23 protein-coding genes, 1 tRNA gene and 1 pseudogene are annotated in these 21,513 nt (G+C 65.3%); 12 read left to right on the top strand and 13 right to left on the bottom strand.

The window, feature by feature from the left end; genetic code table 11:
* Positions 1-203: 203 nt before the first annotated feature.
* Positions 204-1,121 carry a cation diffusion facilitator family transporter gene (locus D0D28_RS22125; protein WP_116111956.1) on the bottom strand — a complete coding sequence of 306 codons (918 nt, stop codon included), beginning with the start codon at positions 1,119-1,121 and terminating at the stop codon, positions 204-206.
* A gap of 189 nt (positions 1,122-1,310) precedes the next feature.
* On the opposite strand from D0D28_RS22125, the gene D0D28_RS22120 reads away from it, so the two are divergent.
* The 3 genes from D0D28_RS22120 to D0D28_RS35765 all read left to right on the top strand — a co-directional run bounded on the left by D0D28_RS22120 (position 1,311) and on the right by D0D28_RS35765 (position 3,655).
* Positions 1,311-1,383, top strand: a tRNA-Arg gene (locus D0D28_RS22120).
* A gap of 80 nt (positions 1,384-1,463) precedes the next feature.
* Positions 1,464-3,032, top strand: a complete 1,569-nt coding sequence (locus tag D0D28_RS22115) for a tyrosine-type recombinase/integrase (protein ID WP_162831154.1) — start codon at positions 1,464-1,466, stop codon at positions 3,030-3,032.
* A 149-nt stretch (positions 3,033-3,181) separates the two neighbouring features.
* Positions 3,182-3,655, top strand: a complete 474-nt coding sequence (locus D0D28_RS35765) for a hypothetical protein (RefSeq protein ID WP_162831153.1) — start codon at positions 3,182-3,184, stop codon at positions 3,653-3,655.
* Here D0D28_RS35765 and D0D28_RS22110 read toward each other — a convergent pair.
* Genes D0D28_RS22110 through D0D28_RS22100 form a run of 3 tightly spaced genes read right to left on the bottom strand, consistent with a single transcriptional unit; the run spans position 3,630 to position 5,929 of the window.
* Positions 3,630-3,977: a signal peptidase I gene (locus D0D28_RS22110; protein WP_116111952.1), complete on the bottom strand. Its 348-nt coding sequence runs from the start codon at positions 3,975-3,977 to the stop codon at positions 3,630-3,632. The genes D0D28_RS35765 and D0D28_RS22110 overlap by 26 nt on opposite strands.
* On the bottom strand, positions 3,974-5,557 hold the full coding sequence (locus D0D28_RS22105; RefSeq protein ID WP_116111949.1) for a transcriptional regulator: 1,584 nt from the start codon (positions 5,555-5,557) through the stop codon (positions 3,974-3,976). Before D0D28_RS22105 ends, D0D28_RS22110 begins: the two co-directional genes overlap by 4 nt.
* Before the next feature lie 3 nt (positions 5,558-5,560).
* Positions 5,561-5,929 (bottom strand): helix-turn-helix domain-containing protein, encoded by a 369-nt coding sequence (locus D0D28_RS22100; protein WP_116111947.1) that lies wholly within the window; start codon positions 5,927-5,929, stop codon positions 5,561-5,563.
* Positions 5,930-6,225: 296 nt separating this feature from the next.
* On the opposite strand from D0D28_RS22100, the gene D0D28_RS22095 reads away from it, so the two are divergent.
* Genes D0D28_RS22095 through D0D28_RS22075 form a run of 5 tightly spaced genes read left to right on the top strand, consistent with a single transcriptional unit; the run spans position 6,226 to position 9,974 of the window.
* Positions 6,226-6,546 (top strand): helix-turn-helix domain-containing protein, encoded by a 321-nt coding sequence (locus D0D28_RS22095; protein ID WP_116111944.1) that lies wholly within the window; start codon positions 6,226-6,228, stop codon positions 6,544-6,546.
* Positions 6,543-6,908, top strand: a complete 366-nt coding sequence (locus D0D28_RS22090; protein WP_240323301.1) for a WhiB family transcriptional regulator — start codon at positions 6,543-6,545, stop codon at positions 6,906-6,908. The genes D0D28_RS22095 and D0D28_RS22090 overlap by 4 nt, the downstream gene beginning before the upstream one ends.
* Positions 6,905-7,222: a hypothetical protein gene (locus D0D28_RS22085; protein WP_116111941.1), complete on the top strand. Its 318-nt coding sequence runs from the start codon at positions 6,905-6,907 to the stop codon at positions 7,220-7,222. The genes D0D28_RS22090 and D0D28_RS22085 overlap by 4 nt, the downstream gene beginning before the upstream one ends.
* Positions 7,219-7,908 carry a hypothetical protein gene (locus D0D28_RS22080; protein ID WP_116111938.1) on the top strand — a complete coding sequence of 230 codons (690 nt, stop codon included), beginning with the start codon at positions 7,219-7,221 and terminating at the stop codon, positions 7,906-7,908. Before D0D28_RS22085 ends, D0D28_RS22080 begins: the two co-directional genes overlap by 4 nt.
* Positions 7,905-9,974 carry an FtsK/SpoIIIE domain-containing protein gene (locus D0D28_RS22075; RefSeq protein ID WP_116111936.1) on the top strand — a complete coding sequence of 690 codons (2,070 nt, stop codon included), beginning with the start codon at positions 7,905-7,907 and terminating at the stop codon, positions 9,972-9,974. Before D0D28_RS22080 ends, D0D28_RS22075 begins: the two co-directional genes overlap by 4 nt.
* A 124-nt stretch (positions 9,975-10,098) precedes the next feature.
* Here D0D28_RS22075 and D0D28_RS37510 read toward each other — a convergent pair whose 3' ends face one another.
* Positions 10,099-10,629, bottom strand: coding sequence for a winged helix-turn-helix domain-containing protein (locus tag D0D28_RS37510; protein WP_346009494.1), 531 nt, complete (start codon positions 10,627-10,629; stop codon positions 10,099-10,101).
* A 157-nt stretch (positions 10,630-10,786) separates the two neighbouring features.
* Between D0D28_RS37510 and D0D28_RS22065 the strand changes: the two genes are divergently transcribed.
* Positions 10,787-12,271, top strand: coding sequence for a helix-turn-helix transcriptional regulator (locus D0D28_RS22065; RefSeq protein WP_240323300.1), 1,485 nt, complete (start codon positions 10,787-10,789; stop codon positions 12,269-12,271).
* Between the two features lie 32 nt (positions 12,272-12,303).
* Here the strand turns inward: D0D28_RS22065 and D0D28_RS35760 are convergent, their stop codons facing one another.
* The 4 genes from D0D28_RS35760 to D0D28_RS22050 form a co-directional block, all read right to left on the bottom strand.
* Complete coding sequence (locus tag D0D28_RS35760; protein WP_162831152.1) at positions 12,304-12,945, bottom strand: hypothetical protein; 642 nt, start codon at positions 12,943-12,945, stop codon at positions 12,304-12,306.
* 258 nt (positions 12,946-13,203) lie between these two features.
* A complete protein-coding gene (locus D0D28_RS35755; protein ID WP_162831151.1) occupies positions 13,204-15,687 on the bottom strand; it encodes a hypothetical protein in 2,484 nt (827 codons plus the stop codon).
* Positions 15,687-16,052, bottom strand: coding sequence for a hypothetical protein (locus tag D0D28_RS22060; protein WP_162831150.1), 366 nt, complete (start codon positions 16,050-16,052; stop codon positions 15,687-15,689). The genes D0D28_RS35755 and D0D28_RS22060 overlap by 1 nt, the downstream gene beginning before the upstream one ends.
* A 530-nt stretch (positions 16,053-16,582) precedes the next feature.
* Positions 16,583-17,173 carry a TetR/AcrR family transcriptional regulator gene (locus D0D28_RS22050; protein WP_116111931.1) on the bottom strand — a complete coding sequence of 197 codons (591 nt, stop codon included), beginning with the start codon at positions 17,171-17,173 and terminating at the stop codon, positions 16,583-16,585.
* A gap of 141 nt (positions 17,174-17,314) precedes the next feature.
* On the opposite strand from D0D28_RS22050, the gene D0D28_RS22045 reads away from it, so the two are divergent.
* The gene (locus D0D28_RS22045; RefSeq protein WP_162831149.1) at positions 17,315-18,196 is read left to right on the top strand and encodes a CPBP family intramembrane glutamic endopeptidase; all 882 of its coding nucleotides are present in this window, start codon (positions 17,315-17,317) and stop codon (positions 18,194-18,196) included.
* A gap of 54 nt (positions 18,197-18,250) precedes the next feature.
* On the opposite strand, the gene D0D28_RS36245 is transcribed toward D0D28_RS22045, so the two are convergent.
* Both D0D28_RS36245 and D0D28_RS22040 read right to left on the bottom strand, forming a co-directional pair.
* Positions 18,251-18,445 (bottom strand): TetR-like C-terminal domain-containing protein, encoded by a 195-nt coding sequence (locus D0D28_RS36245; protein WP_198958277.1) that lies wholly within the window; start codon positions 18,443-18,445, stop codon positions 18,251-18,253.
* Entirely contained in the window at positions 18,430-18,810 is a 381-nt protein-coding gene (locus D0D28_RS22040; RefSeq protein ID WP_205413331.1) for a TetR/AcrR family transcriptional regulator, read from the bottom strand. Before D0D28_RS22040 ends, D0D28_RS36245 begins: the two co-directional genes overlap by 16 nt.
* Between D0D28_RS22040 and D0D28_RS36925 the strand changes: the two are divergent.
* Positions 18,784-19,124 (top strand): annotated as a pseudogene (locus tag D0D28_RS36925) (hypothetical protein); the annotation flags it as partial. The gene D0D28_RS22040 and the pseudogene D0D28_RS36925 sit on opposite strands and share 27 nt — an antisense overlap.
* Here D0D28_RS36925 and D0D28_RS22030 read toward each other — a convergent pair.
* Entirely contained in the window at positions 19,124-20,095 is a 972-nt protein-coding gene (locus tag D0D28_RS22030; protein WP_240323302.1) for an RluA family pseudouridine synthase, read from the bottom strand. The pseudogene D0D28_RS36925 and the gene D0D28_RS22030 sit on opposite strands and share 1 nt — an antisense overlap.
* 49 nt (positions 20,096-20,144) lie before the next feature.
* Between D0D28_RS22030 and D0D28_RS22025 the strand changes: the two genes are divergently transcribed.
* Positions 20,145-20,546, top strand: a complete 402-nt coding sequence (locus D0D28_RS22025; RefSeq protein ID WP_116111924.1) for a VOC family protein — start codon at positions 20,145-20,147, stop codon at positions 20,544-20,546.
* Here the strand turns inward: D0D28_RS22025 and D0D28_RS22020 are convergent.
* Positions 20,543-21,448: an NADP-dependent oxidoreductase gene (locus tag D0D28_RS22020; protein ID WP_116111921.1), complete on the bottom strand. Its 906-nt coding sequence runs from the start codon at positions 21,446-21,448 to the stop codon at positions 20,543-20,545. The two genes, D0D28_RS22025 and D0D28_RS22020, sit on opposite strands and share 4 nt — an antisense overlap.
* Positions 21,449-21,513 lie beyond the last annotated feature (65 nt).

Below are 21,513 nucleotides of genomic sequence, written 5' to 3'. Positions count from 1 at the left end.
ACCGCTGAGCGGTCACCGCGGGAGGGCGAACTCGGCCCACACCCACTTGCCCTCCGCGCCGGTCTCGTAGCCCCAGGACTCGCTGAGCGCGTCGACGATCACCAGGCCGTTGCCGCGCACCGAGTCCCACGCTCGGGTTCGCGAGTCCCACGCTCGGGTTCGCGAGTCCCACGGTCAGGTGCGCGAGTTCCGCGTTCGCGTGATCACCAGCTGAGTTCCTGGCAGCGGGCCGCCGACTCGCGCGGTTCGCACTGCAGGGTGGCGTGCTCGATCGAGTAGTCGTCCTTGAGGAGCGTCTGCGCGGCGGCGAGCACCTCGGCCGGTTCGGCTTCGTGCTCCAGCGTGAGGTGCGCCGAGGCGACCTCCATGCCCGAGGTGAGCGTCCACACGTGCAGGTCGTGCACGTCGCACACGCCGGCCAGCGCCGTCAGATCCGCGGAGATCCGTTCGACGTCCACGTCGGCAGGGGCGTGCTGGAACAGGATGCGCAGCGCGCGCCGGGCGAGGGTGAACGTGCGCGGCAGCACGAACAGTCCGATCGCGACACCGATGAGGGCGTCCGCGTAGCGCCAGCCGGTCGTCAGGGTGATCACGCCGCTGACGAGGACGCCGATCGAGCCGATCATGTCCGCGAGGACTTCCAGGTACGCGCCACGCAGGTTGAGGCTCTCCTTGGAGCCGTCGCGGAGCAGCGCGAAGGCCACGACGTTCGCGGCGAGACCACCGACCGCCACGAGCAGCACGGGCAGGCCGGGCACCTCGGGCGGGTTCGCGAGCCGCTCGACCGCCTCGTAGATCACGTAACCGGCCACCCCGAAGAGCAGGACGGCGTTGGCCAGCGCGGCGAGCACCTCGGCCCGGTAGAGCCCGAAGGTCCGCCGGTAGGTCGGCCCGGACCGCCGCGCCAGGACGATCGCCGTGAGGGCCATCGCGAGCCCGAGGACGTCGGTGAGCATGTGCCCGGCGTCGGAGATCAACGCCAGCGACCCGGTGACCACCCCGACGACCGCCTCGAGCACCAGGAAGGCGATGCCGATCCCGAGCGCCGCGGCGAGCCGGGGCAGATAGCGAGCGGACGCGCTACCGGGCGGTTGGTGCCCGTGTCCGTGGCCGTGTCCCATGCGCTGGTGTCCTCCTCTGTCCCGCAGCCGGAATATATAGTGATATGCGCATGTGTGCAATAGCAGGTAAGGCTACCCTTCTTCGAGCAGCCTAACCGAGCGGCACCCCTGCCGCTCCCCACAAAGGGGTAGCCACTCACGGGGCGAAAACACCGGTGCGCTAGGCTGTGTCACGTCGCCCAGCGATGGGCCCTCGTAGCTCAGGGGATAGAGCACTGCCCTCCGGAGGCAGGTGTCGCAGGTTCGAATCCTGCCGAGGGCACCCAGGTCAGAGCGTTATTAGACGCTCTGACCATGCTTTGCGTGGTGCCGTACGTGGTGCGACCCCGCTACTCTCGCACCATGACCGACGCCAAGAAGCGGACTCAGCGCCGCCAGCGGGGCGAGATCGAGACCCTGCCGAGCGGAGCACTCCGGGTCAAGGTCTATGCAGGCGTCGACCCCCTCAGCGGCAAGCGGCACTACCTCCGCGAGACGATCCCCGCTGGCCCGAAGGCCGAGGCGGAGGCCGAGAAGGTCCTGGTCAGGTTCGTGAACCAGGTCAACGAGAGCCGCAACCCCAGGACGCGCGCGACGGTCAGCCAGCTCCTCGACCGGTACATGGAGTTCATCGACATAGATGTGACGACGCGCACTCGCTACGAGATCGCGATCCGGAAGCACATCAAGCCGCTACTCGGGAACCTGCCGATCGCCAAGCTGAACGGCGAGACGTTCGACTCGTTCTACAAGACGCTCCGCACGTGCCGGGATCACTGCGGCGGCCGCCCATCCATCGACCATCGCGTCAAGGGCGAGCATGAGTGCACGGACAAGTGCCGGGTCCACAAGTGCGACCCGCTCTCCCCCGCCTCCATCCGGAAGATTCACACGTGCCTGAGCGGAGCGCTCAAGACGGCCATCCGCTGGCAGTGGATCACGGTCAACCCACTTGACCAGGCCCACCCACCGAAGCGTCCAACTCCTGATCCGCGGCCGCCCTCACCAGAGGAGGCGACCGCGATCGTCAACGAAGCGTTCAAGGATCTGCCGTGGGGAATGCTCGTCTGGCTCGCCATGACCACCGGCGCTCGGCGGGGCGAGCTGTGCGCGCTGCGCTGGGACTGGCTGGACCTGGACAACGCAACGCTGCGGATTCACACCAGCATCGCCCAGGACGGCGGCAAGACATGGGAGAAGGACACCAAGACGCATCAGCAACGACGCATCACGCTCGACCCCGAGACTGTGGGGTTGCTGCGCGCGTACCGCCAGCACTGCGAGTCCGGAGCCCGATCAGTGGGTGTCACGCTGCCAAAGAACGGCCGCCTGTTCTCTCCCGAGGTTGATCACTCCACCTGGCTCAAGCCCAGTACGGTGACACAGCGGTATCGCCGCATGTCCCGCTCGCTGGGCTTGGAAACCCACCTGCACCAGCTACGCCACTACTCGGCAACGGAACTGATCGCGGCCGGCGTCGACGTGCGCACGGTCGCCGGCCGCCTCGGCCACTCCGGAGGCGGCACGACCACGCTCAAGGTCTACTCGGCGTGGGTCGCCGAGGCGGACCAGAAGGCAGCCGGAAAGCTGACCGGGCGAATGCCGCAGGCACCAATCACTATCGACGTCCAGGGCAACGCTCGTTCAACACTGGAGCCGGAAGCCGCGAACCCTTACCAGAAGATTGCCGCAGATCTACGCGGCGCGATCACTGCGGGGATTCTCCGGGAGGGAGAGGAATTACCTCCTGTGGCTGATCTGGCAAGTCGATATCATGTCAGCGTCGGGACAGCACACCGCGCTATAGCCGAACTGAAGACGGCCGGCCTCGTGACAGCAAGCCGAGGACGGCGAGTCACGGTTGTTCATCTGACGTCAGATTCATCGGAGACTCACAACGTCGTCGATATCGGAAGCAAGAGATCAGGCTGACAAGCCAAAGCATTAGAGTACAAGATCTGGGGGAATCTCTTGTGAACGCGTCGGCCAAGAAGCGGCGGACAAAGTCGGTCGGCCTACGAAAACCGCATCCCCTAATGCGGTTCAAAGTGAGCACGATACATAAAGCCACACTTACGCTCATGTGGCTCGCAACGTTGACCCTCTCGTTCATTGCCGGATGGACCGAATCCAGTCTGCTCTTCGGCACAAGCCTCGCCGTGCCGGCCCTTTCACTCGGGACGGCGGCCTGCGCCTGGCTTGTCGCAGCATCGACAAGACGCCACTTGGCCGAGCGGACGCAGATCGCGCTTCTCATGAAGAAAGTCTCCGGGATCGCAGCCCTGAATGTCTTGTACATCCTGCTGCAGACCGCCTACGATCCCGCAGCTTTCAGGACAGCCGACACTGTACTTCTGTATCTACTCAACCTAGCCGGAATTGTTACAATTCCTCATTCGGTAGAGGCTCACCACATCGCCGTCGAAACTTACAGCAAACATCGAGCAAGAATTGCCATGAAACGAAACATCATGCGAGTCAACATGGCGCATAGCACGAAGCGACCACGGTCGAAAACGGGGCAGAATACTAAGCCGAAGGCCAGCGCACGGTGAGCACGATCGACTCTTCGACCGCCTCCCACGAGTGATCAACACCTGGCCCCCACATCGCGTAGTCTCCTTGACGTGAAAAAGTCACCGAACCTTCCGTCGACTCGACCCGAAAGCGGCCGCTGATCAGCATCACCAGAGTGGTGCGCTGGTCATCAGCAGTCCACTCCGGCCGTTTGTCACCCTTCGGATGCGTCGCCCACTTGACCTCGACGTCCTTGGTCGATCGCACGCCCTTCGACGGGTCGATGAAGTGACCGACGATCCAGCCCCGCGTGTCCGCTCCGTCTTCGACGGCGTTGCCGGTGTGCCAGCGTTCGGTCACGTCAACTCCCATTCCACGGGCGGTAGCTTCACGCGGTGTCCGCCGAGCTCGGCGAGGCGTCGGAAGCCTTGCAGCACGGCGAACAGTCCTTCGTTGCTCCAAGCTACATCGGCCAGCAACTCGGCCAGGAGATCGGTGTCGAGCGTCGAGTAGCGGCGAAGGTTCGACGTTTCCCAGTTGGCCTCGATCTGGCCGCCGAAGCGGAGCCAGAACTCCTCGTCCTCGATGACGATCAGGCTGGGGAACTCGTAGTTGCCACTCACCAGGTTCAGGCCGAAGCCGGTGCACTCCATGCGCAGGCGCTCGCCGAGCGGGCGTTCCAGTAGCCACTGCATCGGCTCGGACTGGCGGCTGGGGTGCATGGGGTCGGCCACGCGCTGGTCTCCGAGCGTGTTGTCGACGTCGTTCCGGCCGAACAGCTCCTCTTCCATTTCGCGGAGCAGAGTCCCGCCGAGCCGCGTGTCTGCGCTGAGGTCAGCGGCCGGCTGATGGAAACCCTTGGGGATCACGGCGAGCTGACGGTTCGCGTTGACCACGTTGCCGGATCGCTGCTGGATCAGGATCAGGAAGTCCGCGTCGCCGTGCAGGCCGGCCGGGCGGGCGATGGCGCATAAGGCCAGCACGCCGCCCGCACATAGCCGGCCCTCAAGCCGGGTTACCGCGTCCAGGTCGGGTAGGTAGTGCTCCCGCAGCGGGAGACGGCCAGGACCAGCACCGGTCGCGAGCGCATCCAGCAACTCGCCTTCGAGTAGGTCCATCGTCAGCGCGTAGTGCACGAACGGCGCGACCCCGACTGTCCCGGCGATACCACCCTCCCCGGCACTCGCAGTCCTCAGCCGGTAGAGCGGCATGTTCACGAGCTTGGTCCCGAGTTCCAGGGTCTCGGCAAGCCTCTGGATGGCGGCGTTGAGTGCCTGTTCGTTCAGGCTCGCGGTCGCTCCGGACGGCGCTTGATCGAGCTTCAGGCCGTCGCCACGGGTCAGCAGAGGAGCGCCGAGGTCAAGCCAACCTTCGCGGGTCAGGATTGTTGTCGCGGCGGTCTGGTCGTTCCCGAACTTCGCGCTGTACCTGCCGTACCCGTTCTTGGCGGCCCCGTAGTAGTCGCGCAGCGCGCGCGTGACATCAACCTGGCTCACGCCTCCGCGGCGCGCGCCCCGATCGCGCAGACCCCGCACGTCGACGTTGGCAAGCGCGGCAGCGACCTTGCGGCGACTGGTGCCCGCCTCCCAGCCTGCGTGACCGTCCAGCCACTCCAGCGCCAGTGCAATGTATGGATCGCCAGCAAGCCGCAGCTCGGCAGCTTCCCTGGCGCCGTCATCCGTTTCCGCATCTGCCGCCGGCACGTCCGGGCTCTGACCGAGAAGTTCTGCGAAGCGCGCGCGGACGGTTGCCGATGCTCGTTCGTACGCCGTGTCGAGGAGTTGTTGCATCTCCGACTTCGGTGTCAGGTCAGGCTTTTGGTGCCATGACGCGACAGTGCGGACCCCGATCCCGAGATGTTCGGCGAACAGCTCATTGCTGAGCCGCAACGCCTTCTGAAGCGCGCACGCCGTCCGGCCGGTCCACGGGTCCGTCCGCATGCCTTACCGGTCCTCCGACGGTCGCGATGTCTTCAGAAGCCGGATGACCGTGGCTAGCTGCTCGGTGATGCCGTCCAGCCGGTGTTCCAAGGCATCGAGCCGGCCGGAGAGATCTTGCTCCGTCAATTCTTTGCGCGCCGGTGGACGCTCGCCGTGCAATACAGCTTCCAAATGCCGCGGATGCCAGCCGAGGGCCACCGAAAGGGATTCCAGTGTGCGCGGACTCCGCTTCCGGTTCACGGTGTTCCGCTGGATCTCGCGGACGATGGCCGAAGATACGTGTGACCGAGCCGCCAATTCCTGCTGTTGCCACCCGAGTTCTTTCATCCGCTCGTTGATGGCCTTCGCTACTGCGGCCCAATCCTCCGACACGTGCTCCTCCGCGCTCCTGCTGCAGCGCCGACGTTAGCGGATCTCCAAGGGTTTCAGCGGTACATCGCACCAGCCAGGCAAGCCACGCTCGCGCCATCGCTGACCTCATCGATATTTCGATGAAATCATCGCCGTCAGCGTTGGGTAGTTCATTCCGACCGAGTCGTCGAACGAGCTCCAAGCCGCCTCAAACCCGACGGAAAACAGGAACCTGCATCACTCCTGCATTGGTTCTGCATTTGTATTGCACTGGTCGTGCATGGTTGGCGACCGTGATTTTTCCTTGAATCGAAGTCATGGAAAACACCGACACGGAACGCCCTCAGAATGCAGTTCCAGAAACCACTTATAACCGCGATTCGCGACCGGCCTTCTACACGGTCCGGGAGGCAGCCAGGCTTCTCCGCGTCGGCCCGTCGACGCTCTACCGGATCATCCGGGACGGCGATTTCCCCGCGGTCCGGCTTCGCTCTCGGTACGTCATCCCGGCAGTCGCGCTGGATCGACTGATCGCGGAGGTGGACGCGACGGGCGGCGTCGTCGATCCCAGCCGCATCGCCGCTGAGCGCCGGACTGCCCGCGAGGTTGCCCGGCTCACCGGAGGTGAGTCGTGGTGAACCCGGACGACTTCGAGGATTTCGCGGACTACCTCACGGCTCTCGCAGTCGAGCTTGACCGCTACGCCAACGTCCCGGACGACGTGCTCGAGGGCATCGTGCGCCGCGACGGCTCGTGCATGTGGCTCTACTCGACCGGCGACGCGCCGGCGTGGACGGGCGACAACCTGACCGATCGCGAACTGGCCGCGGTGATCTGCGCCGGATGCACGGCGCAGTTGGCCTGCCTGGAACTGGAGTTGCGCACCGCCGGCCCGTGCACGCTCGGGGTCTGGGGAGCGCTGTCCGAAGACGACCGCCGGGCCCTGTACCCGATCTGGCGCGCTCGTCGCACTAGGACGAACGGAGGTGAGCAGCGATGAACCTCACGCCAACGCAAGTCCTCGTGGCCTTGGGCATTCTGGCTTCCTGGTTCCTCCTGTGGCGCATCCGTTCATGGAAGAGGCGGCGCACGCTCGAAGCGTCGCGAACGAGAAGCCGCTTGCTGTCGCTCTTGGGAAGGGTGGTGTGCACGGCCGCGCTGATCGTGGGCGTGCAGTGGGTCGTCATCGTTGCCGCACCGGGCAACCACGGGCTCTTGTTGGCCGTGCTCGGAGTCCCGGCGCTGTTCGCGGCCCACGGGCTGACGAAAGCGTTGACCGTCGTCACCGTGGACGTTCGGGGTGGTCGTCGATGAATCGCGAGCTGAACAGGGTGGCCGCCTCCGGGCGGCCACCCGCCGGCCACGACATCGAGCGCGTCCGTGTCCAGGTGGACCGGTTGTGCTGGACCGGGATCACCCTCGGGTTGGCGTTCACGATGACCAACGTCCAGCACTTCGCCGCCGCGGGCGCGCCTGCGTGGTCACTGACGTGGCTGGCCGCCTGGCTGCTCGATCCCACGGTCTCCCTCGTGCTGATCGCGATCCTGCGTGCCGAGCAGGTCACGGCCCAGCATGGGGTCCGTATGGGCTCGTGGGTGCGGCGTGCGAAGTGGTTCACGCTCGCTGCCACGTATGTCATGAACACCTGGTCGTCGTTCGCGGCAGGTTCGTGGTCGGGGATCGTGCTGCACTCCGTGCCGCCGCTGCTGGTGTTCACGGCGGCCGAGGCCGTGACCGACCTGCGCGAGAAGCTGATCGAAGCCGCCACGGTGTCTGCCGAGTACAAGCCTCGCACTGTTGGCGAGAGTCGCCCGCCTCAGCGGCGCGCGGGTCGGAAGCTGTTCGCGGATTACCTGTCCGATGCACGCGAGGCGTGGTCGCCCGGGGTCGAGGTGACGCCCGCGTGGGTGCGGCAAGCCACGGGGTGTTCGCGCGGGTTGTCGCCTCGTGTGGCTGCCGCGCTCAGGGCCGAGGTTCAAGGACAGGCGGCCCTGTCATGAACGATCGCCATGAACGGGGCGCGCTCGAACCGAAGGTGTTCGAGGCGGAGATCGTCACCGACGGAGTGCCCGGCTCTGGGCCACGATCGGCGCTCACCAAGTGGTGGGGCGCGCCGGGGACTGCCCACCTGCGAGCGGTAGCCGCCTACCGGTTCCGGAAGCTGCCTCGGGACTTCTTGCGTCTGGCCTGGTTCGTCCTGCGCGGTCATGGACGGTGGATGGCGAAGGCGTGGACGTGGGCGACGTACGGCGACCTGCGAGCCGACGCCCGCGCAGCAAGGGTTGCCAGCGACTCGGAAGCACGGCGGCAAGCTCAGGAACTGATCCGCGCGGACTCGAAGGCACGTTGGGGCCGCCTCGCGATCGTCCTGCACCGCTGCGCCGTGTTGGCAACCATCGTCGCGCCGGTTGGCCTCGTGTTGTGGTGCGTCGACTCGTGGATGGCGCGCGAGGACATGTGGCCCTGGCTAGCGCAACTGCTGAACCTGATAGGTACTAGCTGGAAGGTGGTGAAGACCGTCGCCTCAGCACTGCTCCTCGTTGGTCCGGTTGGCTGGATCGTCGCGGCGGCTTGGGAAGGCCGCGACAAGGAGCCGGGCGCGAGCTGGCTCACCAGGCCCGACCGCGACGACGCGGATTCGTGGATCGACGAACGCATGGTGTCGAAGGCACTCGGGCACCTGGGCATCGCACCGCTGAACGCCTTCCTCAAGAACGGAGGCGAACTGCTCTACAGCATCCCTGCCCGGCGGGACGGCAACGGCACGTTCGTGCAGGTTCGGCTACCGCTGGGGACGACGGCCGACATGGTGGCCGACCGGCGCGACAAGCTCGCCGCTAACCTCGGACGGGCGAAGCTGGAGACCTGGCCGACCGAAGGGGACGAGGCCGGCGTGCTCGACCTGTGGGTGGCCGACAAGGGTGCACTCGCTGGCGGAGCCGGGGAATGGCCGCTCCAACATGACGGGCAGCTCGACGTGTTCGACGGCGTACCGTTCGGCCTCACCCAACGCGGCGTGGTCGTCAACGCCCCGCTGATCGAGGCGAACTGGCTGATCGGCGGACGGCCGGGACAGGGCAAGTCCGCGGCGCTCCGCACGCTGCTACTGGGTGCGGCGCTCGATCCGACAGCCGAGCTGTGGATCTTCGTCATGGGCGAGTCGCCGGACTTCGACCCCTTTGAGCCGCGAGCAACCCGCTACCGCATGGGGATAGACGACGCAGTGGCCGAAGCCGCTGTGGCCTCGCTCGAAGATCTGTCGACGGAGATGGAGCGGCGCGGCAAGGTGCTCGGCGAGCAACCCGGTCGACCGCCCAAGGTGTCACGGAAGCTCGCAGACAAGGCCGGCTTGGGCTTGCACCCGCTGGTGTGCGCGATCGACGAGTGCCACGAACTGTTCCAGCACCCCAAGTTCGGCAAGCGCGCGGCCGAGCTGGCGGTCAGGGTGATCAAGCGCGGCCGCAAGTACGGGATCGTGCTTCTGTTGGCGACGCAATCGCCAACAAAGGACTCAATTCCCAGGGAGGTCACCCGGAACGTCTCCTGTGGCGTGGCGTTCTCGGTAGCCGACCAAATCGCCAATGACGGCCTGCTCGGCGCGGGCAAGTACCGATCGGGCATTCGCGCGACCGATCTCCGGATGAAGACCGACCGCGGAACCTGCGTCGCTGTTGGGGTGACCGATGCGGCCTTCGAGCTGATCCGCACGTTCTACGTGCCCTTGGAGGACGAGGTCGACATGGTGACACCGGTGATTCAGCGTGCCTTGGCGATCGTGCGCGAGCACGGCCGCGAGATCACGGCTCGTCCAGTGATCGAGGCCGTGCCAGTCGATCACCTGGCGGATGTGGCGACGGTAATGCGTGGTGAGCGACGGGTGCCGACGAGGGTTGTGCTCGCCCGCCTCGCCGAGCACAACCGGCGCGAGTACGAAGGCTGGACGTTCTCGGACCTCAAGGCGACGCTCGCCCAGTACGGCTTCGGGCCGCGCAAGTCGAGCGGGGTGCAGGTGGTTCGTGCGGAAGACGTTGGGGAGGCGCTAAGCCGCCGGGGCGGTTCCGGGTAGGCGCGGGGACATGAGAGCGGGGTGGGGAGTTCTCCCCACCCCGCTCCCTTGCGCTCTTCCCCGGCCTGACCAGGGCGGATGCCCTACAGGGAAGCTGATCGGCGGTCGCTCGTGGCCTGCGCGATCACGGCGTTTCGGGCTGATCGCCGAGGTCTCGCCGATGCCCTCCCTCAGGCACGGCGTCGGCGACGAACGTGCCCTTCGCGGGCACTGTCACGACGAGTCCCCTGGCTCGGAGAAGCTGGGTAGCGTGCCGGGCAGTGCCGAGCGACACGTCGTACTGCTGTGCAAGCCTGCGTTCTGCGGGTAGTGGCGTACCCGGCCTGAGCCTGCCGGTCTCGATGAGCTGAGCGAGGTGGTCGGCCAACTGCTCGTAGACGTAGCCCGTTGGCTCGGGCCGAAAGGCCGGCTCACCGGCGACCTTGTTGCGCTCAAGAGGCTGGGGCAACGGGACGAGTCGCAAGCAGTCCTCGCAGGGCATCCCGGTCACGCGGTCAAGCAAGTCCAGCTCATCCGCGTGGAACTCTGCGCCGCACAAAGCTCTCAGCACCCCCGGCCGGTCGCTTTTCCCGGAGCGCCCCACCACGTGCACCAGGCGCTTGCGCTCACCAACCGAACCCGCGACCGGCCGCACGAGCAGAATCGGATCTGCCACCTGCTCATCACCTCGTCCCGCCGATTCCCACCGCGTCATCACACGTCCGACTCAAGCCGGAGAAGAAGGCACGGGACAGAGCAGAAACGTCGGAGTCTCGGTGCACGAATGTTGCACTCCTGCGCTTTACCTGCGGAAACGCCCGATCGTTGCTATCGTGGCCGGACTGGCATGGGGAGGGGTCGTGATGAGACGGGCGGAGCTGGCAACGGCGCGCAAGGCAGCCGGGTACACGCAGGAAAGCCTGGCTTCCGCTCTCAACGTCGACCGCTCGACGGTCATCCGCTGGGAGGCCGGCGACTACGCCCCACTCCCGTACCTGCGACCGAAGCTAGCGCGACTCCTCCGGCAGACACCAGAGCAACTTCGCGCACTGATAGACGGCGACCCCGGTTCGACTCCCGGCACACTCAGCCCAGACGTAGAGGCAGCCTGCACCTGGCTCGACGAACGACTCAACTGGAAGCCAGGAACGAGCGCCCGGCGCGTGACGGCCCGCCTGCCCAAGACACGCCGTGAGCTACCCATCCGCCAGGCTCGACGCGCCCGCGTGAGCCGGACCGATGTCGTTGCCGCGCTCCGCGCCTACTACGGCACCGATCCGGACTACAGCCTCTACACAGCCCAGTTCGGCGGCCAGGCTCGCGAAACCAGCATCCTCACGCGACCGGACTGGCTCGACCTCAACATCCCACTCAACGAGACCACCGACGGACTTGCCCTCGCTCCGACCGCTGCAAAGCCGACCGCCGATCCCGTCCCCGAAGCCGCCATCGATCGGCTCGCCGAGGTAGAAGCCGCGGGTATCCGCCTTACCAACGAGCAGACCTACCGGTTGCTCGACGTGGACATCCGCGACGGGGTGATCCGCGGCGCTGTCGACGTGACTCCCTTCCTTGAGTACGCCCTGACACTGGACCTGCTCGAAACCGAACTCCTCGACGCACTCGCGGCTGGCAAGCCGATTGAGCCAGGATCACTGCCCCTCCGAGACAGGTACCTCCCGTCGCTCGCGTCGATGGTCAACCCTGCGTCACGGCTCTGCGCCGGCGGCGTGCTCGCGCTGTGTGCAATCGCCCGACCAGCAGTCCCGCACGGTAACGCTGATCACCTCTTGCTGGTCCAGGAGCGTTCACAGCTCGTCGTCAACGCCGCCCGACAGCTGGCCGTGATCCCGAAGGGCTTCCACCAGCCCCTGACGGACGTCTACGGTGACACGTCGCTCCGCAGCACGCTGATCCGCGAACTCGAAGAGGAGCTATTCGGTCGCGCGGACCTTGACAACACCGTGAGCGCCCAGCGTGCCGCCCTCCCCATGCACCCCGAGCGACTCTCAAAACCCTTGCGGTCACTCCTGACGAACGGCGGTCTATGGCTGGAGTGCAGAGGCTTCGGCTTCAATCTCGTGAGCGGCAACTACGAGTTCGCCTGTCTGCTGACGATCAACCACCATGACTTCTGGTCACACACCGCCGGCGACATCGAAGCGAACTGGGAAGTTCGCGGCTTACGGAGCTTTTCAAGCCAGCAGGTCAAGTACATGACGCAGCCGGACCTCCTTCACACTTGGAACAATGAAGGACTGTTCGCGTTTTCGTTGGGCTTGAGCGATTTTAGTCCCACTGCCGACGACAGCAAATGATGTGGCCTCTCCAGTCAAGAAGCAGCGGCGGCTCAATCATCAGTGGACACCAAAGATAATATTTGCCTAGCCGCAACAAGTACAGCACGTAGATATTCGGAGTCATAGACATCAGGAGCGGAAGTTATGCGGTTCAACTCCTGCGTCAGGCCATCAATCTCGCGTCGGTACTGTTTTGCCCACAAAACCAACTTTTTATCCGCATCAGAATCAGCTTCGGCCGAAACTGCGACTCGATTAGCTCGATGCTTGGCATCGCTCAGCTCCTGTGCCCTAGCGCGAAGCTCATCAATTAGCGGCTCTCGGTCGTCGAGCTCACCCTTTGATGCCGAATCGACGCTACCGTCTAAAGCCGTAGAGCCCGCCTTTGCAGCCAAACCATAGAGAACCTCAGGAACAACGCCCACGTTGACACTTGTATTCACCTGAGCAGCCATCATAGACACACTGTGCAGCAACTGCGCTTGCTGATACTCGGCCCGCTCAAGTCTTTGGTCCTGCTCCTGCACTTTTCGCTTTAAGCTGATCAGGCCAGGCACCGCAATCTCGGCAGCATCAGGAAGCAACAATAATACTGCGCCCAGAACAAAGGGAGTAATCCGCTCAACTCCGGGGGGCGTACAGCTCGTCGTAACCTCGTCGATAGGACTTGGAAAGCTTCCACCAGCACCCACGTGCTTGACGGTCGAGCAGTACTGCGGAGGTGAGAGCCAGGGGTTCGGAACAACAGTAAGAACGCCCCAAAGAAGCACGCCTCCGGCACCAATTCGCCGCACCGAATTGAATAACGAAGACAGCCATCCGGGAGTTCTATCAGTCTTCCCGGGAGCATCAACCGCAGCCCGATCCCCAAGCCCCTGGGCAGCGCCAACGACATCCGCCTCTGGGCCTCTCTGCCCTTCCCCCATCTATCTCCAATCTCGGTTTAGCGATTACTCGTGAACCGTCGATTCTTCGCTTTCCACCAGCGATGAGACGACCGCTTGTATCCTACAGCTCGAGTGACGCCTTAGTTTAGCTACAGCCTCCTCCAGCAGGGGCGATCGTGCTGACACTGGGATATCCCGGATCGCATAAGCGGCGTGAAGTGGGAGCAACACACCGGGTTCTTCAGTTGCGTCGAACAGCGCTTGATCGATAACAGCGGCGCGCCATCCTGTCGAACTTCGAAGGACGGTCAGGGTCCTGAGCGCCGAGCCTCGGACATCTACATCAGCATCACGACTCAACGTTAGCGCCAAAGGCAAGAGACTTTGCCGTGAAGACTTTGAACGACTGAAGCGAATTGCCCGGGAAGCTGTCAAACGGTCTTGACTATAGTGACTAGCCGCTAAATCAGTGGTCACAGCGAGCACTTGTCTTACACTTAGAGCATTCAAGCTGATGGCAAGAAACAACTCTTCACGGCTAGATACCTCAACCCCTGCAACGCGGTAACCTTTGCGAAGCTTAGACGAAGTCTCCTGTTCAAAGGGGTTCGTCGAAGAAATATACTTCAAGCGCTCACGCAAACGCCTACACACATGATCTGGCAAATTTCCATCGGAACCCGCAATATAGCTCACGCACGTCGACTTATCCCTGAGAGATACAGCAGGATCAGTCAAGAACTCAACCAAGGCGTCCCAAGCTGATTCCCTTTTGCCGTATGTAGCCAGCCTAACCAGAATCCCCGCCGGTTCAGCACCAAATCCAAGGGAGTACGACCCACGATGGGCCGATGACTGGATTGCGCGAAGTTCCCTAAGTGCAACATCTTCTATTATTTCGAGATCTTCGGAAGTCAACTGACCACGACGAAAGCCAGCATTCCATAGCGCCGCAGCCACATCAAGCGAGCGCGAATCGCGTGTATCGGCGCGCAATTGATCGATGACCCGCGAGAGGTCAACCTCCGCGAGTTCCTGCAACACAGCGATACGTGTCGCTCGCATGCGTCCGGACGAATCGCTCCCGAGCGCCCATGCGAGCACTTCACCTCGCTGCTCCTCAGGCACCCATTTCCAATTTATCTTCGAGATCAAGCCGGCTATATAGTGATCTTCATGGGATTCTTCATCTGTCGCCGAACGGGTTATTTCTCCAATAGCCCGACTTAGAAGTTCGTGAACTTCGCGAACCTGACACTCGGCTATGATGCCCGCCAGCGCAGTCATCTCAATCTGGTCCACTGCGCGAACGTCGCTACGACTCAGCGCATCAACCACAAATCTCGCAGCATGTCGCAGCGATTCGCTGTCGACTACATCTAGGCCTGATCGCAAGAGTTCAAGCAGGACTGGAGATAGAACCGGGCTATCTGCAGGCGAAGGCGAGGACATGTGGGAAATCGCTCGCTCGGTAACTCGCTGAAGTGCAAGATAAGGCCCATCGACCCAAAGAAGCGATGCAGCACGTTTGACCCCTTTAGAATCTCTCGTATCAAAAAGCTCCTGGAGTGCAGCGGACGCGGAGTCGGTGTCATTCGTGCCAAAAACATCGACTATCTGACTTCGCGCGATGGCGCGCCTTAAGCTGGAGCTTTCACGAACATTTGCGGAACAACGCGCACGCAGAAGGCCTCTACCTAATATATCGGCAGCCTTATCTGATCCGCTGGAAAAAATCGTGATCGTGTTGCGCGATCTACGTGTTGCATTTTCGAATTGGTCTTTGAGTAGCGCATCGCCAAGTTCCGCGTAGGGTAAGTTGCCGAAGTTCGACAGTAGGCGTCGGAACAGGTAGTCTTCGTCATCGGTCCTGAGGAACCACCGACCCTGCCTACTCTGCGCAGTCAGCTCGCCTTGCTGCGCTAGAGCTCGAATAACTAGGTGAAGCGGCACTCCACCCACCGGGGGCGAGTCGTCTTCCAAGGTTTGCCCGGAGACTAGAGGCCACAATTCCGCAGCGCGGTCGAATCGAACATCACCAGCAGGACAATAAAGTTCGATCGTTGCCGCCAGATGCAGACGCAACAGTGCTAATTCATATGGTTCATCAACGTCCGCCTCCGCGGATTCCAGCACTTGAATAGCAGAATCGATGAGGCCGTTATCGACGAGGCTTAGCGCGCGGACGATAGCCGCCACCGCCCTAAGCCTTCCGCCGTTCTGAAGCCCAGGTTCCAAGGGGGCATACTCTTCTAACTCCTGAGGAACCTGCGGTCTACCCACAAGAACCCCGAGCATTCCAAACAAGACGTCTTTTTCGACGGCGCTGACTTGTAATGGAGTTCGCTCTACCTTTTCAGTGAATGGGAAATTGGGACTCCAGTCAGGAAGTTGCAAGCCGTACCGTGGCGCCACTCTGACGAAGTCATCGAAGTCGCCCATCACCAGAACAGCGAACAGGTGAGGCGGGGCGACCTCGTTTGCCGAGACGTGGACGCGACGAGCCATCGTCTGCGGGTCGACAAGGGCACGAACCCAATCATTCATCAGCTAAGCTCCGCATCATTGTCCCGCCATCGTTCGGCACATTGCACGATCAGGTCCGTGCTGACGAGTTGTTGTAGATGGAGGGGATGTTCGAACTCGACGACCTCCCACGGAAGCAAGCCCATTTCCTTCGGGACCTCAACTCCCAATTCGCGGTGCCGCGTGGACGCTATGCTCGCGTCCACATAGATCGCAATGCTTGCGTTGCGCCCCTTACACTGCATGCTTCGGATTCTCATCATCAGGTCCTGACATGCTGGCTCAGCCCGGTCCACCGGAGCATTCATGACGACGATGCCCACGTAGTGTGTTGACGTCGTCACGCCACGTATGAGCGGTGGCTCGGGCGGATCTTCATCAGGCACGGATGCAAGTTCGATCTGCGTACGAACATGGACGGAGAAGAGGGCTCTATTCGCGATCCGAGCGGCACCCTCGACAGCGACGGTATGTGCGCCGACCGGTGCCGCGGCCCACAGGACAACCCTCTCCACCGCACTCCTCGGGGGTGCCTACTCGTGACAGAGATGAACGACGTTACACATCCCTCTCAGATGCGAAGACAGGGGGCGTGGTTTCACCTTCGTTGAGACCGACCGGACGCATAGCGGATCACGTGGTGCAGCTCGTGGTGCGAAACCAGGACGCGAGCGGCACTAACGGCCCGTGGTGCGACAGTTGAGACAACAAAGCCGCAGGTAGACCCCGTATAACCAGGAGGTCACCGCCCTCCGGAGGCAGGTGTCGCAGGTTCGAATCCTGCCGAGGGCACCCCCTCGAAGCCAGCCCCTACCAGCGGGAACGCGGTAGGGGCTGATTCATGTGCGCACAGCCGTCACCTCGTGCCGATTGCCTGCTCCGATCAACCATCACCCCGTTGCCGCCGTCCGCGTGCTTATCCGCGGAGTCGGTCGAGGTGGCGTTCGAGCAGGTGCCGGATTCGGGTGGCGGGCATCTGGTCCGGAACGGTGACCGCGTGCACGGCGAGGCCGTCGAACAGCGCGTGGAGCAGGCCGGCTTCGAGGTCGAGATCGACGTCCGGGGCGAGCTGCCCGGTCGCGGACATCCCGTCGAGCAGTTCGCGGCACAGGCAGGCCAACCGGTGGTGGGCTTCCTCGTGCAAGGCTCTGGCTTCGGTGTCGACCAGCACCAGGGACAGGAACGCCACCCAGATCTCGGTCGCCACGTAGGAGTCCGGGTCCATCGGGAGCAGTCGTTCGAGCTGGGTCAGCGCCCGGTCGCGGGGGTCGGGGGGCGACTCCAGCTCGGTCAGGCGGCGTTCGGTCTCCTCGGAGATCGCACGCAGGGCGAACAGCAACAGCTCGGCCTGGGTGGAGAAGTAGTACTGGACCGAGCTCGGGGACCACCCGGCCGCACGGGCGATCGAGCGGATCGACGCGCCCTGCACGCCTCGCTCGCGGATGACCCGCCACACCGCTCGCACCAGCTCCCAGCGGCGCTGCTCGTGGTCAACGATCTTCGGCACGACTCCTCCTCATCCGACATTTCTACCCGAAGGCTTGTTTCTGTACAGTCGACCGAAATAAAACCGATGGCGGAGGGGGACACGGTGGGCACGCGGACGGGGGCGAACGGGGCACCAGAGCGAGCGACTCGGGCCCGGGTCGTGGCACGAGCGTTGGTGATGGCGCTGGCGGGAACGTGCGTGATGGCCGTGGCGCTCGGCACCGCGGGCGCGATCGCGCAAGCGGTGCACAGCCGCACCGGCCTGGACGGCGTCCCGCGGCAGGCACTGGCCGCGGTGATCTGCCTCGTGCTCGCCGTGTCGCTGATCGTGCTACTCCGCCGCGGGGTGGACCACCGGCCGATGTCCGGGCTCGGCCTCACCGGCCCCGCGGCGGGCCTGCGGTCGTTCGGGCTCGGGGTGCTGGTCACGGGCGGTTCGGCGGCCGCGCTGCTCGGTGCCGGCACGTGGGCGGGGTGGCTGGCGTGGGGACCGCTCGACGCGGCGAGACTCGTCGAGTTCGTCGTCGTCAACGCGCTGATCGCCGTCGCGCTCGAGGCGTTCCCGGAGGAGCTGGTCTTCCGCGGCTACGTCTACGACACGCTCGATCAGGCGTTGCGCCGGTGGGTGGCTTTCCTCGTCACGGTGGTGTTGTTCACGTTCACCGGCGCGGGGTCATCGGTGGTTCACGCGTGGGTGGGTGCGCTGCTGGGCATCGAGGTGCCGGCGCCCGCGTTCGCCCCGGTGGGTTCGGATCCGGTCTCGTACGCGGTCCTCTATCCGATCTTCGGCGCGGTGCTGCTGATCGCCCGGATCACCACCGGTTCGTTGTGGACGTCCATCGCCCTGCACCTGACCTACCTGACGGTCGTGCGTACCACGCTGGACGGCGCGGCGCGGTCCGCCGGCTGGTCCGCTACCCCCACCACCCCCGACGCCCTGCTGCTGGTGCCCGGGTTTCTGCTGCTGACCGGCGCGATGTTCCTGTTGCTCGGCCGGCGATCCCGCGTCAGGACCGCGAGCCGGTTCCGCAGGCGGCCATGACATGTCCACCAGGTTGGTCGCGGCCTCCTCGTCGATCGGCTTGGTGGACAGCAACTAGCGGTAGTACAGGGTGCCGCAGAGAACCTCGGCCGGGAAGCGCAGATCAGCGTCGGCGACCAGTTCCCCGGAAGGCTGGGCCCGGACGATCCGATCGAAGGTGCTCTGTTCGACGGTCGCCAGGAACCGCTCGTGCAGGGTCGCCCGCAACTCGGCGTCGGACTGGGCCCCGGCGATCACCGCGCGGTACACCGGCCGATCGGCGGCTGGGAGAGCGCGGGCGCCGACCGCAGGACCCGCTCGCGCAGGTCGGCCCGGACGTCGCCGGCGTCGTGGTAGTCCAGGTCGGTCGTCCACACCCGGCTGAGCGCGTCCAGCAGGATCGCGGCCATCGACAGCCAGCGCCGGTAGATCGTGTGCTTCCCGACGCCGGCGCGGAGCGCGACCGCCTCGATGTTCAGGCCCGCGTACCCGGCCTCGGTGGCCAGGTCGAGCGTCGCCTGCAGCAGCTCGTCCGTCCGTGCGGCGCCCTGGGCGCCGAGGCTGGTCGGTCCTGCACGTGCGTGCCGGTAATTCCGGAGGAGATCATCATGGGCAGCAGTGCGAGCGTGAAGCACGAGGGCTTCACGGCGGAGGAACGAACCGCGATGCAGGACCACTCGAAGGAGCTGAAGGCCGCGGCCCGTCGCGGCTCCCGGGCGGACAAGGCGGCGCAGGCCGAGCAGGACGTGCTCGCGAAGATCGCGGACATGGCGCCGTCGGACAGAACGATGCCGAGGGCGTCCACCCCGTGGTCAGGGCCGCCGCGCCGGTCCTGGAACCGAAGCTGTGGTACGGGATGTCCGCCTACGCGCTGGACGGCAAGGTCGTGTGCTTCTTCCAGAGCGCGGAGAAGTTCAAGGCCAGCTACGCCACCCTCGGGTTCAGTGACTAGGCGTCGCTCGACGACGGTCCGATGTGGCCGGCCGGCTCCGCCCTGACCGCCCAGTCCGGATAGGACATCCAGGCGCCCAGCGCGAGCCTGCTGGTGAAGTGGCGTTCTTCCCCCGTCACGGGGTCGCGGAACGCCAGCGTCTTCGCCAGCAGTTGCAGTGGGCGGGTGAAGTCGTCGAGGCCGGTTTCGGTCAGTGTGGGGTAGAAGCGGTCGCCGAGGATCGGGATGCCCAGGCCGGCCATGTGCACCCGCAGCTGGTGCGTGCGGCCGGTCGCCGGGACCAGCCGGTAGCGGCCGAGGCCGCGGGCGTGCTCGAGCAGTTCGATCCGGGTTTCCGCGTTGACCGGGCCGGGTTCTTCGCGGGCCGTGATGCTCCCGCGGTCCTTGACGATCCGGCTGCGCACGACCACGGGCAGGTCGAGGGCGGGATCGTGCCGGGCGATCGCCTCGTACTCCTTGGCGACGCGGCGATCGCGGAACAGCGTCTGGTAGCGGCCGCGGTGTTCGCGCCGCGTGACGAACATCAGCAGCCCGGCGGTGACGCGGTCCAGCCGGTGCGCGGGGCTGAGCTCGGGCAGTCCGAGGTCGCGCCGCAGCCGGACGAGCGCCGTCTCCAGCACGTGCCGCCCGCGCGGGATGGTGGCCAGGAAGTGCGGTTTGTCGACCACGACGAGGTGCTCGTCGCGGTGCACGACGCCGATCGGGAACGGCACGGGCACCTCGTCGGGCAGGTCGCGGTGGAACCACACGGACGCGCCCGGCCGGAACGGCGTGTCCGCGGTGACCGGCCCGTCCGCGCCGACGATCCGGCCTTCGGCGAGCATCTCGTCGAGCCGCCCCTCGGGCAGGCGCGTGCGGTGCTCGGCGAGGTGGTCGCGGATCGTGGCCCACGGCCCCTCGGCGGGCAGCTTCAGCCGGGCCGGGTCGAGCCCGTGGCGCTGCGGGAGCGGGGCGGGTTCGGCCACCACACCAGGGTAGTCCGGCGTCGCCCAGCCGACGGGGACGGGCTGCGGCAGGATGATCGGCATGACCCTGCCGATGTTCCGCCAGGTCGTCCTCGACTGCACCGACGCCCGGCGGCTCGCGGAGTTCTACCGCGAGCTGCTCGGGCTGGTGTACCGGCCGGGCGACGAGGACGGCCCGGCCGACTGGCTCGTGCTGCGCACCCCGGACGGGATCCCGCAGCTGGCCTTCCAGCAGGTCGACGCCCTGCCGGAGGCGACGTGGCCGGACGGCCCGGTGCCGCAGCAGCTGCACCTCGACCTGACGGTGCCGACGAAGTCGGACCTGGCGGCCCAGCACGAGCGGGTGCTGCGGCTGGGCGCCCGGCTGCTGCGCGACCGCAGCGACGATCCCGACGAACCGCTCTACGTCTACGCCGATCCGGCCGGGCACCCGTTCTGCGTCTTCGTCGCCTAGACGGTCAGAACGATCTTCCCGCGCGTGCGTCCGGACTGGCTCAGCCGCCACGCTTCGGCGGCCTCGGCGAGTGGCAGGGCCTGATCGACGTGCACCGTGAGCTTGCCGTCGTCGGCCAGGCGGGCCAGCTCGGCCAGCTCCGCGCCGTCCGGGCGGACCCACACGTAGCCGTGGGGGCCGACCTCCGGGTCGGCGATCGAGGCGATCCGGTCGGCGCTCACGAACTCGCGGGAGATCACCACCGCGTCGCCGCCGACGAAGTCCACCGCGGCGTCGATCGGGCCGAGCTCGCGCAGCCGCTCGGCCAGGCCCTCGCCGTAGGTGACCGGCTCGGCACCCAGCGCGCGCAGGTAGTCGTGGTTGCGCTCGCTCGCCGTGCCGATCACCCGCGCGCCCAGGGCGACCGCGATCTGCGTGCCGAACGAGCCGACGCCGCCCGCGGCCGCGTGGATCAGCACCGTCTCACCGGCCTGGAGCCCAACGCGCTTGAGCGACCGGTACGCGGTCTGGCCGGCCAGCGGCACGCCCGCGGCCTGCGCCCAGTCCAGCGACCGGGGCTTCTTCGCGAGCATGCGGACGTGCGCCGTCACCAGTTCCGCGTACGCGCCCTGCTGCACCCAGTCCTTGCGGATGTAGCCGAAGACCTCGTCGCCGACGGCGAACTCCCCCGCGTCCAGCCCGACCTTCTCGACCACACCCGCCACGTCCCACCCGGGCACGAGCGGGAACCGGACCTCCATCAGGGCGTCCAGCCCGCCGCCCGCGAGCTTCCAGTCGACCGGGTTGACGCCGGCCGCCTTGACCCTGACCAGCACTTCCGCCGGGCCGACCTTGGGGTCCGGGAGGTCGACCAGCCGGAGGTCGTCCGCCGAGCCGTACTCCTGCAGTGCGATTGCCTTCATGTTCGCGGCAACGGTCCACACGCGACGAGATATTCCGCCCGGCGCCGGGTTTCGCCGTTTCGTGG

This window comes from Amycolatopsis ruanii, from assembly GCF_003385175.1.
GTDB lineage: Bacteria > Actinomycetota > Actinomycetes > Mycobacteriales > Pseudonocardiaceae > Amycolatopsis_E > Amycolatopsis_E thermalba.
The sequence above is the reverse complement of the archived record's forward strand: the minus strand, read 5'-3'. Positions and strand labels throughout refer to the sequence as shown.